Genomic DNA, 14,078 nt, shown 5'->3' with positions numbered 1-14,078 from the left:
AGCGCAAGAGCTGTCCGCCTAGGAGAGCATGCCCGTGACCGAACACCAGATCGACCTCTATGCCCGCATCAGCCATAGCCGCACGGCGGACGAGGTCGTACAGCAGATCGAGCTTCTCATTCTCGAAGGCGTGCTTCGCGACGGCGATCGCCTGCCGGGCGAGCGGGAGCTTTCCAGGCGTTTCGACGTGTCGCGGCCGATCCTGCGCGAGGCGCTAAAAGAGTTGGAGACGCGCGGTCTGCTGGAGAGCCGGCACGGCGGCGGCACTTTCGTCGCGGACGTGGTCGGGCAGATATTCTCAAAGCCGCTGGTCGAGCTCATCGGGCGCCATTCGAAGGCGACGCAGGACTACCTCGAGTATCGGCGCGAACTCGAAGGCCTGACCGCGGAGCTCGCCGCCACCCGCGCCACGGACTTCGACCGCGATATCCTGACCCGTGTCATCGAACGCATGCGCGAGGCGCACCGCAGCGGCAATTTCGACGAAGAGCTCGAGGCGGACATCGAGTTGCACAACGCGATCGGCGAGAGCGCGCACAACATCATTCTGCTGCATACGCTGCGGGCCTGTTACAGGCTTCTGACCCGGGGCATATTCTTTCACCGCAATACGATCTTCGGCGCCCCCGGCGCCCGCGATCGGCTGCTGGCGCAGCACGAGGCGATCTATGCCGCGGTCATGGCGCGCGATCCGCAAGCGGCCAAGTGGGCCGCTCAAAGTCATATCGATTTCGTCGCCGCCGCCGCTCGCGAGGCGGAACGCAGCGGTGAGTGGGCGCGCATCGCCCAATTGCGCCTGCAGCAGCGGGATCGCACCCGGGACTCGTGAGTGCCCGGCCGTCTGCAACGTCGATCTATGAACGAAAAAGAACACGTATGAGTTGTAATGAAAACTGAAATACTATTCTGGAACTTGTACGCATCTCGGCGGTTATCTTCGGCCGAACCATTTACAGGCAAGGCGGACAAGACATATTTTCGAAACGACTAATGCCGCTGATTCGCGTAGGAGTGACGACGCTCTTGAGCTTGCTGCACCGGCTAGCCTCTGATCTGCACCTGATGCTGCGTCGCCCGGCGCGCATGCAATATGCCGCGCTGTGCTATCGTATGCTCAAGAAGACGGGGGAGCCGGAAATTCTACTCATCACCAGCCGCGACACCGGCCGCTGGGTCATTCCGAAGGGATGGCCCATGCAAGGCAAGCGCGCCCACGAAGTGGCGGAACGCGAAGCCTACGAGGAAGCCGGCGTGAAGGGCAAGATCCAGAAGACCTCCCTCGGTTTCTATACCTATCAGAAACGCATGGACCATGGTCTACAGATTTCGTGCAGGGTCCAGGTTCATGCGCTCGAAGTCGAGGACTTCTGCAAGAACTTCCCCGAAAAGGGCGCGCGGCGGCTCGAATGGGTTAACTGCCAAGAGGCGGCAAAGCGCGTGGCCGAGCCGTCCTTGAAAGAGCTTATTCTCGACTTCGGCAAACGCATGAGCGCCCGCGGGGCGCAGTCGCCAAGAGCCGCCAACGGCTGACGATTGCGCTCTTGTTGCATGTCTCCTTGAATCGACCTCGATAAACGGACACAGCATGCGGCAATTCAAAATGCTACAGCGGCCTTTGCGCGTTTTACCAAGAAGCGCGGCGCTGTAGCGCCCACGCCCCATCACCGCTCCAATTCTGCTTGAATGCGCCGGCTCCTACCGCTACTGGCGATCACGAATAGGGGGAACCGATCCGTGGCCAAGCCGCGCCCGAACCTGGAAAAGCTGACACTCGACAAGGATCTCGACAAGGTCAACCTTGCAGAGGAGGCGACTCATCACGTCATGCGTGGTCTGGCAGTCCCCGGCCTCGCAGCCCTGTTCCTCATCGTCAGCATGACGATCGCGGCAAGCTACTTCACCGGCGCCTCGGGCATCGCCATCGTCGTCGCAGCGGCCGCCTTCGCCGGCTACATGGCGATGAACATCGGCGCCAACGACGTGACGAACAACGTCGGCGCTGCCGTCGGAGCGAAGGCCATGACAATGGCCACGGCCCTGGCGATCGCCGCCGTCTTCGAGATCGCCGGGGCTTTGATCGCCGGGCGTAAGGTTGCGCTGACCATCGGGGCGGGCGTCGTGGACGGCACGAGGCTGGACAGTCCCGAGGCGCTCGTCTGGGTGATGATGGCGACGCTAATCTCTTCGGCGGTCTGGATCAATATCGCCACCTATGCCCGTGCACCTGTCTCGACCACCCACTCCGTCGTCGGAGGGATCGTCGGCGCCAGCCTCGTGGCTGCAGGCCCGGCGGTCGTCAAGTGGTGGACGATCGCGGGGATCACGGCAAGCTGGTCGATCTCGCCGCTGCTCGGCGGCATCCTTGCCGCCTCCTTCCTCGCCTTTCTGAAGGAATTCGTCATCTACCGCAGCGACAAGATCGCCGCCGCGCGGCGCTGGATGCCTGTCGTCCTCGGGATCACGGCGGGCGCCTTCACCGCCTATGTGCTGGTCTTCGCACTCGTCCGGGTCGCCATCATTTCGGTTCCGACGGGCCTGCTCGCCGGTGCTCTCGTCGGTGGCGCCTGCTACGTTCTAAGCAAGCCGTGGATCCGCCGGCAGTCGGAAGGACTCGAGAATCGAAATCAGTCCCTTCGCAAGCTGTTCCGCCTTCCCTTGATCGTGGCCGCGGCGCTGCTTTCCTTCGCCCACGGGGCAAATGACGTTTCGAATGCCATCGGCCCCTTCTCGGCGATCGTCACGGCGCTTGGCGGCACGATCTCAACACAAAAGTCGGAGGCGCCCTACTGGGTTCTGCTGATCGGCGCGCTCGGCATTTCGCTCGGGTTGCTGCTCTACGGCCCGCGGCTGATCCGCGTCGTCGGCCGGGAAATCACCCGCCTCAATCCCATGCGTGCCTTCTGCGTAGCGCTTGCCACGGCGGTCACGGTACTGCTTGCTTCGGCACTCGGCCTGCCGATCAGTTCCACCCATACGGCAGTCGGCGCCGTGTTCGGTGTCGGCTTTTTCCGCGAATGGTACACGCGCCACTCGAAGCGACGGCTGGACCATGTCCGGCGAGAGAGCGGCCATTCCGACTTCATGGAAGCGGCCGAAACGAATTTCGCGGAGATACGCCGCCGGCGGTTGGTGCGCCGCTCCTATTTCCTGACGATCATTGCAGCCTGGGTGATCACTGTGCCCGCATCCGCGCTGCTTTCGGCTCTCGTCTATCTCGTGCTTTCCAGCCTGTTTCTCTGAAAGCGAACCAGGGCTCGGACCTGCGGCAAAGCAAAGGAACTGAAATGCGTGCCAATTTCCGTCTGCAGCGATTATTCATAGAAACCCGGCTCCACGCCGGCGCCAGGCACGCAGCGACGAATGAGCAGTTCAACTATCTCGTCAACGTGCTGCGCCTCGGCGAGGGCACACCGGTTCTGGTCTTCAACGGCCACGATGGCGAATGGCGGGCCGAGCTTTCCACGCCCTCACGCAAGCGGGCGGTCCTGACAGCGGTCGAGCAAACGCGTCCGCAGCCGGCGGCCGCCGATCTCGTCTATCTGTTCGCGCCGCTCAAGGTCGGCCGGCTCGACTATCTCGTCCAGAAGGCGGTTGAGATGGGCGCGGGCGTGCTTCAGCCGGTCATGACCCAGCATGTGCAGGGCAAAATCGGCAATCTCGACCGCGTGCGCGCCAATGTCATCGAGGCGGCCGAACAGTGCGGCGTGCTCGGCATCCCCTCCGTGGAGTCGCCGCAAAAGCTCGAAGACCTGCTCGAGAGCTGGCCGCGCGACCGGCGCATTATCTTCTGCGACGAGGGCAGTGAAAGCCAGAACCCACTGCCGATCCTCAGCGCCATCCCCGAGCGGCAGCTCGCGCTTCTGATCGGTCCGGAAGGTGGTTTCTCCGAGGCCGAGCGGACGCTCCTGCGCAGCCTGGATTTCGTGACACCGATACCGCTCGGGCCGCGAATCCTGCGCGCGGACACGGCGGCGGTCGCCGCAATGGCCGTGATCCAGGCCACGATCGGGGACTGGCGCTAGCGTGTCGTGAAAGCCGGATCCGACTTTCGAAAATCGTGATGGGTAGATCTAAAGAGTTACAGCGCCCTTTCAGCGCCTTAGGACGCATAAAAGACGCTGTAAGTCGCAGCCCGTGAGGCGATTCTGCGTCGGCGCGGTACACAAAAAAGAGCCTCAACGCCTCGCGCGAACAGTTCCGATCGCGAAGCGCTCCAGGCGCGCAAAACTGCGCGGAGTTTTTTTGAGGCTATCTTGAAAGAATTTGACTTGCACCGCACTTGAATACGGTTCAAGCACCCTCCATTCCGTTCTGCCAGCCGGCAGGTGACGCTCAAACGAAGTAGACGAATATGGCCCGAGATACCACCGATCAGACGCCGGTCACCTCCGTCGCCGACCTAACCGCCTATTTGGCGTCGGGAGCGAAGCCGAAGGAGAAGTTTCGGATAGGCACGGAGCACGAGAAGTTCGCCTTCTTCAAGGCGGACAACAGCCCCGTTCCCTATTCCGGCGAAGCCAGCATCCGGGCGCTGTTGAACGGCATGGCCGCACGGAACGGTTGGGAAGCGATCATCGACGAGGGCAATATCATCGGCCTTGTCGATATCCATGGCAATGGTGCGATTTCGCTGGAGCCCGGCGGGCAGTTCGAGCTTTCCGGCGCACCGCTCGAGAATCTTCATCAGACGTGCAAGGAATCGAACCAGCACCTGGCGGTGCTGCGCGAAATCGCCGAACCGCTCGGCATCGGCTTCCTCGGCGTCGGCGGCAGCCCCAAATGGACCTTTGCAGAGACGCCGCGCATGCCGAAATCGCGTTACGCGATCATGACACGCTACATGCCGAAGGTCGGCACGAAGGGCCTCGACATGATGTACCGCACCTGTACCATCCAGGTGAATCTCGACTTCTCGTCCGAAGAGGACATGCGGCGGAAGATGCAGGTCTCCATGAAGCTGCAACCGCTCGCGACCGCCTTCTTCGCCAGTTCGCCCTTTACCGAGGGCAAGCCGAACGGGCTGTTGTCCTGGCGGGGCGACATCTGGCGCGACACCGACAACAAACGCGCCGGGCTCCTGCCGGCCGCCTTCAAGCCGGACTTCGGCTTTGCCGACTACGTCGAATGGGCGCTCGACGTGCCGATGTATTTCGTCGTGCGAAACGGCCACTACCACGACTGTACCCACGTCACCTTTCGGCAGTTCATGAACGGCGCCTTGAAGGGCGAGATCGCCGAATGGCAGCCGAACATGGGCGATTGGACCAATCACCTTTCGACCCTCTTTCCCGACGTGAGGCTCAAGCGGTTCCTCGAAATGCGCGGCGCCGACGGCGGTCCGTGGCGGAAAATCTGCGCGTTGCCGGCCTTCTGGGTTGGACTCCTCTATGACGACGAGGCGCTGGCAGCAGCCGAGACACTGACACGCGACTGGAGCTTCGAAGACGTTCAGGCGCTTCGCGACGCGGTTCCGGCCCAAGCGCTGCAGGCGAAGCTCCGCACGGCTTCGCTGTTCGAGATCGCGCGCGAAGTGCTGGCGATTTCGCGCTCCGGGCTGAAGCGGCGTAACCGCCTGAACAGCGACGGCGTCGATGAGAGCCAATTCCTGGCACCGCTCGAAGAGGTCCTTGCCAAGAAGTCGACGCTCGCGGAAGACCTGCTGGCGCTCTATCAGGGGCGCTGGAACCAGTCGGTCGAGCCGATCTTCGCGGAATACCAGTATTAGCGGCACGCTCCGCTCGCATAAAAGCGGTTTCCAGACTATCGATTCCCGTTATAGTGCAATGACATGCGTCGTTCGGCCGGGAAGGAAATGGGATGGCACCGCTTTTTGACATGTTCGTGCAGGCGCAGAACGGCCACGCCATCGAGCTGATGGCCAAACAGTTCGGTCTTGCGCAGGAGCAAATGGCGAAGGCGACGGCGGCGCTCATGCCCGCCTTCTCCACCGGCCTCAAACGCAACACCACCAATCCATACGATCTAGGGTCGCTGATGACGGCGATCTCCACCGGCAATTACGCCAAGTATTTCGAGGACATGAGACAGGCCTTCACGCCCGAGGGCGTGGCGGACGGCAACGATGTCCTCGGCCAGCTCTTCGGCTCGAAGGAGATGTCGCGCGCGATCGCCGCGCAAGCTGCGCAAATGACCGGGATCGGTCAGGAGATCTACAAGCAGATGCTGCCGGTAATGGCGACCACGCTCATGGGCGGCCTCTTCAAGGAAACCATGGGCCAGGCCAACGAGGCGTTTGCGAACAATCCGATGATGACGCTGATGCGGCAGTGGATGGAAGCGACGGGGTTCGCCAAGAAACCGGAACCGACGCCGAACCCGTTCGACAATCCCTTCACCCAGGCCATGCAGGGATTTTTCGGGATGGCCAAGGCGAAGGAGGAGCCGAATGCCTCGGACCTTTTCGCCGACAATCCGTTCGTCAAGGCCTTTCAGGACATGATGCGCACTGGCGGCGCAACGCCGGAGAAGGCGCCCGAGCCGGAGACGCCCGAGCCGGAGAAGAATGCCGCCTTCACGCAGTTCTCGAAAATGATGAACAGCATGTTCGATACCGGACTTGAGATGCAGAAGGAATACCAGAAGAACATCGACGCACTGTTCGAGAGCTATGAGAGCGCGTCCGACGACCGTAAGGATTCCTAGACTGGATTGGTGGTGATCGCCCTTCACCCCTACACATGCGTCCTTTTTGGACGGACAAACGACGCTGCAACTCGTTGAAACTACGCGTCGTGCTCTCCGAATCCGATTTTCGGCGCGGTGCGCCGGCCCTCGCCGCCCACGGGACGAGGGATCTTCGGACGGGGCTTGCCGCGAGTCCCTTCTTCCCGCCTGCGGGGAGAAGGCCGTGGCAGCGGGATGCAGCAGTCTCGCCCTCTCGGTTCGATTCATACTGACAGTGTTCGGCGAGCGCATAAAAAAGCCCGGTACACGTCTTGGCATGTACCGGGCAAGCAGCAGGGTCTATTGGCTCATACCCTGCGGGGAAGAGTTAGGTTCTTCACCGTAACTTGAACTTTGCGGCATGATCCGCGCAATGGCGGCACCTTGCGCAGGATCATGCCGCAAATGGCGCATCCGGCGGGATGCGCCATGGGGACTCTCAGTCGTGACGCATGCCACGGTAAAAGAGGTTCGCTCGGTTTCGCGACGCACGCGTGAGATAGCTAGACGGATCTTCGAAAAAGGCGGAGGTCAAAGCTTCGTTCAGGTCTTGCCGTTTCAGCCCCATGTCGAGCAGTTGCCGATCATCGAGGTCGTGCAGACGCGCGATCTGACGGCGGCTTCGGTGCTGGCGCCAGACAGCCGTCAGCACACCGACGATGCCTGCGGCGCGGGACACAAGCGTCGGCTTGCCGGCAACGAGGTCGAGGGCATGTTCGGTCGTGCGCATGGCGGTGCTCCTTTTCTCAGGCACGCAGATGCCTATCCCCCGCGTGGGAGGTCATACGCGGGGCAGGCGGGAACAGTTGGTTTCGGCGATCGTTTCGCCAGAGGGATCGACGTGATTTGCAGCCTATGAATCGCAAATCCTTATTGATCAGTCCAACGAATGTTTTTAATGATATTCATCAAACACTCTTATGGATACTCGGCCATGTCCGCACCGCTCGATATCGATCAGTTGCACACCTTCGTCGCCATTGCAGATACAGGCAGCTTCACCAAAGCGGCCGAACGCGTCTTCAAGACACAGTCCGCCGTTTCCATGCAGATGCGCCGCCTCGAGGAGCGCATCGGCAAACCATTGTTCATGAAGGACGGCCGCGGAAACCGGCTGACCGTCGAGGGCGACCGGCTGCTGAATTTTGCCCGGCGGATGATCCGCCTCAACAACGAGGCAATCGCCTCCTTCGACGACAATCGCCTTGAAGGCACGCTCAGGATCGGCACGCCCGACGACTATGCCGACCGCTACATGCCGGAGATCATCGTACGCTTTGCCAAGACGCACCCGAACGTCGAGCTCTATATTGTCTGCGAACCCTCGGCCGATCTGGCGGAGAAGATGGCAAAGGGCGACCTCGATATCGCGCTCGTCACTCACAATCCGCGCGCCAGGGCGTCCGACGTGGTCAGGACGGAGCCGCTCTGCTGGGTCAGTTCGATCAACCATCCGCTGCCTGAAAACGCGCCGATACCGCTCGCCGTCGGACGCCGCGACTGTCTGTGGCGGCAGGCCGCCTGCGCGGCGCTCGATGCGACCGGCCGGGAATATCAGATCCTGTTCACGAGCTGGTCGTCGACGGTCGTCGCCGCAGCGGTGCTCGCCGGCATGGCGGTTTCCGTCCTGCCGGAATCGGCGCTGCGGCCCGGCATGAAGGTGCTTACGCTGGCGGACGGCTTTCCGGCGCTGGCACCGGTGCAGATCGGCATCATGAAGCGCCCCGGCTTGTCGCCGTCGCTCTCGAACGCCATCACCAACCACATCACGGCCTGTCTCGACAACATCACGCCGATCGCCGTCAATGACGACCTCGACGGCGACATCAAGGGCTATCCCCGCTACCCGCGCCTCCGACAGAGCCACATGCTGCCGGGCTGGTGAGGCATCAGGGGTGCCAAGCGCGACAAGGCCACGCTCGCGCCGGCGTGGCCTTGTCCATTTCGGGAGACGGGTCCGGCCTGCGCCTACCGGCCCGCCTCCGTCATCTGCTGCTTCGCCCTTGGAGGCGATAATCTCCGATTGTATTCCCGAACAATTTCGATAGATATTTCCGATCATGTTGACGCTTCGACAGATGCGCTATTTCGACGCCCTCGCGACCGCGCGCCATTTCGGCCGGGCGGCCGAGCTTGCCCATGTCAGTCAACCGGCACTCTCGGCACAGATCATGGAGTTGGAGGCGCATCTGGGCGTAAAGCTGGTGGAAAGAAGCCGCGCCGGCACCTTTCTCACCGCCATCGGCGAGGAGGTGCTGGCCCAGGTACGCGCCATTCTCGCGGATGTAGACAGGCTTGAGGACAGCGCGCGTCAGCGGACGGGAACGCTCGAGGGGCGCCTTCGCCTTGGCGTCATCCCGACGCTGGCGCCCTATCTGGTGCCGCATCTCATTCCCTATCTGCGTCAGCGCTATCCGGCGATCGAGATGGAACTCAAGGAATCGCTGACCGAGCGGCTGATTGCGGATCTCGGCGAGGGCCGGCTCGATGCGGTCGTCGCGGCTCTACCAATCGATGCGGAGGGCGTCGTCACACAATCGCTGTTTTCGGACCGGTTCTTCATGGCGATTGCCGACAACGACCGAACCGTGCTGATGTCGCCGCTTACCGAAGACCAGGTTGATATCTCGCAATTGTTGCTGCTCGAAGAGGGGCACTGCCTGCGCGACCAGGCGCTTGCCGTGTGCAACACCGCCGGCAAGCGGCAACTGACGAGCTTCGGCGCCACCTCGATGGCCACGCTCCTGCAGATGGTCGCGAACGGCATGGGCATGACGCTCATTCCGGAGATTGCCGTCCCGAGCGAAGCCGCGCGCAATGCGATCCGGATCGTTCCCTTCGCCGCGCCCGAGCCGGCGCGCGATGTCGGCCTCGTCTGGCGACGCAGCAATCCGCGCCGGCGCGATATGGACGCGCTTGCCGAAGCGATCGTCGCGTGCGCGCAAAGGGTTTCGACGAGGGCCGCCGCCGAGGTGGGATAGGAGAGCGTGCCGCCTCCTATCCCGATTGGCTCATGCGATCAGCTCGAGGCGAGTTCTTCCTTGAGGAAGGCGATCGTCCGCTCCCAGGCGAGGTCGGCCGCGGCCTTGTCATAGCGCGCGGCCGAGGTGTCGTTGTTGAAGGCGTGGTTCACGCCCTCATACATATGGATCGTGAAATCCTTGCCGCTCTCGGTCAGTGCCTCTCGATAGGCCTCGATGCCCGCATTGATGCGCTCGTCGAGCCCGGCGTAGTGCAGAAGCATTGCCGCCTCGATCTTCGGCACATCTGCCGGATCGGGTTGCGAGCCGTAATAGGCGACGCCGGCATCAAGCTCGGGCGCGTTTACCGCGAGCCGATTGACGAGACCGCCGCCCCAGCAAAAGCCGATCGCGCCGACATTGCCATTGCTTGCCTCATGCCCTTGCAAGAAAGCGACGGTCGCGACCGCATTCGCGTTGGTTTTTTGCGCGTCGAGCGCACCGATCATCTCCCGCGCCCTGTCCTCGTCATCCGGCGTTCCGCCTTCCGGCGAGAGAAAATCGGGAGCAATGGCGACGAAACCCTCGAGTGCGACCCGGCGTGCAACATCCCGGATATGCGGGTTGAGACCGCGATTTTCGTGAATGACGATCACCGCCGGGAGCTTGCCCGACTTTTGGGCGGGCTGCACCAGATAGCCCTTCATATCGCCATCAGCCCCCGGATAGGTGATGTCCTCTCCCTTGATCCGCTCATCCGTCGCCGCGATCATTTCCGCCTTGGCGCTGTCCGCGGCCAGCATCGGCACGATCGCGGCGGCCGCCGCTGCCGAGCCGGCGAGCGCCGTCAGCCTCTCCATGAAACGGCGGCGATCCAAGGTCAGATGCGTATATTCGTCATAGGCATCGATCATCGCCTGGGTGATGACAGGCTTATTCATGGCGCCCTCCTTCGGCTGCTTCTCCTATGAATCAGGGTGGGATGCGGGTGGAAAACCGCGCACACTTTTCCTCATCCCGCCTCAGGCGGCACAACAACGCCAAACCGCCCGCCAACAAGATAGGTCAGCGGACGGCGTGGCGACGTCAAAACTGCGTTACCGGCGATCGCGTTCAGCCATTGAGGTCGAGGACGATACGGCCGTCGATCCTGCCTTCTTCCATGCGCTCGAAGATGGCATTGATATTCTCGATCTTGTCCCATGAGAAATGGGCGGCAACCTTTCCTTCGCCGGCAAATTCCAGCGCCTCTTCCAGATCCTGGCGGGTGCCGACGATCGAGCCGCGCACCGTAATGCGCTTGAGCACCGTGTCGAAGACCGGCAGGCAGATCTGGCTCGGCGGAAGACCGACAAGCGCCATCGTGCCCTTGGCACGCAGCATGCTGTAGGCCTGCTCCATAGCCTTTGGCGAGACCGCCGTGACCAGAGCCCCGTGGACGCCACCCGTCCGCTTCTGCACCTCCTCGACGGCATCACGCGCCCTTGCGTCGATGATGAGGTCGGCGCCGAGCTTTTCCGCAAGCCCGAGCTTGTCCGGGAAAATGTCGGCCGCCGCGACATGCATGCCCATGGCCTTGGCGTATTGCACGGCCATGTGGCCGAGGCCGCCGATGCCAGAGACGAGCACCCATTCGCCAGGCCTCACCTCCGTTTCCTTCAGGCCCTTATAGACCGTAACTCCGGCGCACAGCACCGGGGCCGCCGGCCCGAACTCCAGATTGGCGGGCAGCCGACCGACGAAATCCGGATCTGCCAAGCCGTATTGGGCAAAGGTGCCGTCGAGCGAATAGCCGGTGTTCTGCTGGCTGCCGCACAGAGTTTCCCAACCGGTGCGGCAAGGCGTGCAGCAGCCGCAGGCGGTATGAAGCCACGGAACGCCGACCCGGTCGCCTTCCTTCAGTCCCTTGACGCCGGCCCCTAGCTTCGCGACATAGCCAACCCCTTCATGGCCGGGAATGAAGGGCGGTTTCGGCTTCACCGGCCAATCCCCCTTGGCGGCATGCAGATCGGTGTGGCACACGCCGGTCGCCTCATATTTGATGAGGACCTGGCCGGGGCCGGGCTGCGGGATCGGCAATTCCTCGATCACCAGCGGTTTGCCGAACTCGCGTACGACGGCGGCTTTCATGGTCATGTCGGTTCTCCTCCGATGCTCGGTATTGGCTTTGCCAATAGGCTCGCTCCCCTCCTCCGAGGAGGCGCGGTGACGGAGCGAGCTTAGCCACAGAGCGAGCGGCCGTCCCTTGACGCGCGTCAAGGCCCGGCAGTTCGGGGGGGAGATTTGTCTCAAGGGTGAGACAATCGGGCGATCGTCAGTTCATCGCCATCCAGACGGCGAGCCATGCCCACATCGCAGCGAGCGCGACAAAGCATGCCATGAAGAGCGGGCGACGAAATTTGAGCCGGTTGCTCGTCACATGCACGAAGGCATGGGCGTAGCGCAGCGCGACGAACAGCCAGGCGAGGCCGAGCGCGGCTGGGTTGTCGCCCTCGGTCACATAGAGCAGGACGCAGCAGACATAGAAGAGTACCGGCAGCTCGAACTGGTTGGCGATGCTGTTGCGCACGACCAGACTTTCGCTCGGTTCCTCGCGGTTTTCGCGGAACTGCGACGAATCGACTTTGCCCGCCCGTACGAGCGCCACGCGGCGCCTGGAAAGCAGCGCGTAGAGCGCGAAGACCAGTGCGACATGGGCAAGCACGGGCCAGAATATTTCGAAGCCTGTCATCGGCACTCTCGATTGAATGTCTCGGGGGAAGGAATGTCAGGAGGGAAAGGGGCGCCGGTCGGCGCCCCTAGATCACGATGAAGAGGTCGGATCGACCCAAAACCATAAACGTGATCCATTCTAAGAAGTTAGCGCGGGATGCGGGCGGAAAACCGCGTGCACTTTTCCTCATCCCGCGCGAAAGAGATCAGGCGGCGCCCGGATAGTTCGGGCTCTCGCGCGTGATCGTCACGTCATGGGCATGGCTTTCGCGCAGGCCGGCGCCGGATATGCGCACGAAGGTGGCGCGCTGCTGGTACTCCTTGATCGTCGCGCCGCCGACATAGCCCATCGACGCCTTGAGGCCGCCCGCAAGCTGGTGGAGGACGCCCGCGACCGGGCCTTTATAGGGAACCTGACCCTCGATCCCTTCCGGAACGAGCTTCAGCGTGTCGCGCACTTCGGCCTGGAAGTAGCGGTCGGCCGAGCCGCGGGCCATGGCACCGACGGAGCCCATGCCACGATAGGCCTTGAAGGAACGGCCCTGATAGAGGAAGACCTCGCCCGGGCTTTCGTCGGTGCCGGCGAGCAGCGAGCCGACCATGACAGCGGAAGCACCGGCGGCAATCGCCTTGGCAAGGTCGCCCGAATATTTGATGCCGCCATCCGCAATGACCGGGATGCCGGAGACCTCAGCCGCTTCGACCGCCGCCATGATCGCCGCGAGTTGCGGCACGCCGACGCCGGCGACGATGCGGGTCGTGCAGATAGAGCCGGGGCCGATACCGACCTTGACGGCATCGGCGCCTGCGTCGATCAGCGCCCTGGTGCCGTCTGCCGTGGCGACGTTGCCCGCCATGAGGCGAACTGAATTCGACAGCTTCTTGACGCGGGCGACCGCATCGAGCACGCGCTGCGAATGCCCATGGGCGGTATCGACCACGATCAGATCGACGCCGGCATCGATCAGCCGCTCGGCGCGCTCGAAGCCGTCATCGCCGACGCTGACAGCGGCGGCCGCGCGCAGGCGTCCCTGGGCGTCCTTCGAGGCGTTGGGGTTCAGTTGCGACTTCTCGATGTCCTTGACGGTGATGAGGCCGACGCAGCGGCCCTCCGGATCGACCACCAGGAGCTTCTCGATGCGGTGCTTGTGCAGGAGGCGCTTGGCTTCCTGCTGGTCGACGCTCTCCTTGACCGTGACCAGGTTCTCCCGGGTCATCAACTCATGGATCTTCTGGGACGGGTCGGAGGCAAAGCGCACGTCGCGGTTGGTCAGGATGCCGACGAGACGGCCCTGCTTCTGGCCGCCGTTGCCGCCGTTTTCGACGACCGGGATGCCGGAAATGCCGTGCGCCTTCATAAGGCTCAGCGCATCGGCGAGCGTCGCTTCCGGTCCGATCGTCACCGGGTTGACGACCATGCCGCTTTCGAACTTCTTGACCTGCCGGACCTCCTCCGCCTGCTCGGCCGGAGTCAAGTTGCGATGAATAACGCCGATGCCGCCGGCCTGCGCCATGGCGATCGCGAGCCGCGCCTCCGTGACGGTGTCCATGGCAGCGGAAAGAATCGGGATATTGAGTTCGATGTCCTGCGCGATGCGGGTGGCGATGTTCGTCTGGCCCGGCATGACCTCGGAATGTCCTGGCTGGAGCAGAACGTCGTCGAAGGTCAAAGCCTCCAGACCGGTTGCCGTTTCGATGATGCGCGCCATGGCCAGTTCCTCT

General features: G+C 62.8%; 13 protein-coding genes. 8 read left to right on the top strand and 5 right to left on the bottom strand.

Annotated elements, in window-relative coordinates; all coding sequences use genetic code 11:
• Nucleotides 1-34 precede the first annotated feature (34 nt).
• The 6 genes from SJ05684_RS01830 to SJ05684_RS01805 all read left to right on the top strand — a co-directional run bounded on the left by SJ05684_RS01830 (nucleotide 35) and on the right by SJ05684_RS01805 (nucleotide 6,663).
• Nucleotides 35-829, top strand: coding sequence for a FadR/GntR family transcriptional regulator (locus SJ05684_RS01830; protein WP_193354421.1), 795 nt, complete (start codon nucleotides 35-37; stop codon nucleotides 827-829).
• A gap of 194 nt (nucleotides 830-1,023) precedes the next feature.
• Entirely contained in the window at nucleotides 1,024-1,530 is a 507-nt protein-coding gene (locus SJ05684_RS01825; protein WP_034852409.1) for an NUDIX hydrolase, read from the top strand.
• A 204-nt stretch (nucleotides 1,531-1,734) separates the two neighbouring features.
• On the top strand, nucleotides 1,735-3,240 hold the full coding sequence (locus SJ05684_RS01820; RefSeq protein ID WP_034852035.1) for an inorganic phosphate transporter: 1,506 nt from the start codon (nucleotides 1,735-1,737) through the stop codon (nucleotides 3,238-3,240).
• A 44-nt stretch (nucleotides 3,241-3,284) separates the two neighbouring features.
• The gene (locus SJ05684_RS01815) at nucleotides 3,285-4,022 is read left to right on the top strand and encodes a 16S rRNA (uracil(1498)-N(3))-methyltransferase (RefSeq protein ID WP_034852034.1); all 738 of its coding nucleotides are present in this window, start codon (nucleotides 3,285-3,287) and stop codon (nucleotides 4,020-4,022) included.
• A 329-nt stretch (nucleotides 4,023-4,351) separates the two neighbouring features.
• On the top strand, nucleotides 4,352-5,725 hold the full coding sequence (locus SJ05684_RS01810; RefSeq protein WP_034852032.1) for a glutamate--cysteine ligase: 1,374 nt from the start codon (nucleotides 4,352-4,354) through the stop codon (nucleotides 5,723-5,725).
• Between the two features lie 92 nt (nucleotides 5,726-5,817).
• A complete protein-coding gene (locus tag SJ05684_RS01805) occupies nucleotides 5,818-6,663 on the top strand; it encodes a DUF937 domain-containing protein (protein ID WP_034852030.1) in 846 nt (281 codons plus the stop codon).
• A gap of 460 nt (nucleotides 6,664-7,123) precedes the next feature.
• On the opposite strand, the gene SJ05684_RS01800 is transcribed toward SJ05684_RS01805, so the two are convergent.
• Nucleotides 7,124-7,414, bottom strand: a complete 291-nt coding sequence (locus SJ05684_RS01800) for a DUF1127 domain-containing protein (protein WP_034852027.1) — start codon at nucleotides 7,412-7,414, stop codon at nucleotides 7,124-7,126.
• Nucleotides 7,415-7,618: 204 nt separating this feature from the next.
• Here SJ05684_RS01800 and SJ05684_RS01795 point away from each other — a divergent pair, with 204 nt between their 5' ends.
• Nucleotides 7,619-8,569 carry a LysR substrate-binding domain-containing protein gene (locus SJ05684_RS01795; protein WP_034852407.1) on the top strand — a complete coding sequence of 317 codons (951 nt, stop codon included), beginning with the start codon at nucleotides 7,619-7,621 and terminating at the stop codon, nucleotides 8,567-8,569.
• Between the two features lie 175 nt (nucleotides 8,570-8,744).
• Nucleotides 8,745-9,665: a hydrogen peroxide-inducible genes activator OxyR gene (gene oxyR / locus SJ05684_RS01790; RefSeq protein WP_034852026.1), complete on the top strand. Its 921-nt coding sequence runs from the start codon at nucleotides 8,745-8,747 to the stop codon at nucleotides 9,663-9,665.
• Nucleotides 9,666-9,703: 38 nt separating this feature from the next.
• Here oxyR and SJ05684_RS01785 read toward each other — a convergent pair whose 3' ends face one another.
• The 4 genes from SJ05684_RS01785 to guaB form a co-directional block, all read right to left on the bottom strand.
• Nucleotides 9,704-10,585: a dienelactone hydrolase family protein gene (locus SJ05684_RS01785; RefSeq protein ID WP_095694188.1), complete on the bottom strand. Its 882-nt coding sequence runs from the start codon at nucleotides 10,583-10,585 to the stop codon at nucleotides 9,704-9,706.
• 172 nt (nucleotides 10,586-10,757) lie between these two features.
• Nucleotides 10,758-11,780 carry an alcohol dehydrogenase AdhP gene (gene adhP, locus SJ05684_RS01780; RefSeq protein ID WP_034851999.1) on the bottom strand — a complete coding sequence of 341 codons (1,023 nt, stop codon included), beginning with the start codon at nucleotides 11,778-11,780 and terminating at the stop codon, nucleotides 10,758-10,760.
• A gap of 178 nt (nucleotides 11,781-11,958) precedes the next feature.
• A complete protein-coding gene (locus SJ05684_RS01775; protein ID WP_034851997.1) occupies nucleotides 11,959-12,375 on the bottom strand; it encodes an MAPEG family protein in 417 nt (138 codons plus the stop codon).
• A gap of 187 nt (nucleotides 12,376-12,562) precedes the next feature.
• Complete coding sequence (gene guaB / locus SJ05684_RS01770) at nucleotides 12,563-14,065, bottom strand: IMP dehydrogenase (protein ID WP_034852017.1); 1,503 nt, start codon at nucleotides 14,063-14,065, stop codon at nucleotides 12,563-12,565.
• Nucleotides 14,066-14,078 lie beyond the last annotated feature (13 nt).

This window comes from Sinorhizobium sojae CCBAU 05684, from assembly GCF_002288525.1.
Lineage (GTDB): Bacteria > Pseudomonadota > Alphaproteobacteria > Rhizobiales > Rhizobiaceae > Sinorhizobium > Sinorhizobium sojae.
Note: the sequence above shows the minus strand (reverse complement) of the source record. Positions and strands in the feature narration are given on the sequence as shown.

Coding starts and splice junctions, on each gene's coding strand:
- SJ05684_RS01775 (WP_034851997.1), bottom strand. CDS start 12,375: ATGACAGGCTTCGAAATATTCTGGCCCGTGCTTGCCCATGTCGCACTG.
- SJ05684_RS01795 (WP_034852407.1), top strand. CDS start 7,619: ATGTCCGCACCGCTCGATATCGATCAGTTGCACACCTTCGTCGCCATT.
- SJ05684_RS01805 (WP_034852030.1), top strand. CDS start 5,818: ATGGCACCGCTTTTTGACATGTTCGTGCAGGCGCAGAACGGCCACGCC.
- SJ05684_RS01785 (WP_095694188.1), bottom strand. CDS start 10,585: ATGAATAAGCCTGTCATCACCCAGGCGATGATCGATGCCTATGACGAA.
- SJ05684_RS01815 (WP_034852034.1), top strand. CDS start 3,285: ATGCGTGCCAATTTCCGTCTGCAGCGATTATTCATAGAAACCCGGCTC.
- SJ05684_RS01800 (WP_034852027.1), bottom strand. CDS start 7,414: ATGCGCACGACCGAACATGCCCTCGACCTCGTTGCCGGCAAGCCGACG.
- guaB (WP_034852017.1), bottom strand. CDS start 14,065: ATGGCGCGCATCATCGAAACGGCAACCGGTCTGGAGGCTTTGACCTTC.
- adhP (WP_034851999.1), bottom strand. CDS start 11,780: ATGACCATGAAAGCCGCCGTCGTACGCGAGTTCGGCAAACCGCTGGTG.
- oxyR (WP_034852026.1), top strand. CDS start 8,745: ATGTTGACGCTTCGACAGATGCGCTATTTCGACGCCCTCGCGACCGCG.
- SJ05684_RS01810 (WP_034852032.1), top strand. CDS start 4,352: ATGGCCCGAGATACCACCGATCAGACGCCGGTCACCTCCGTCGCCGAC.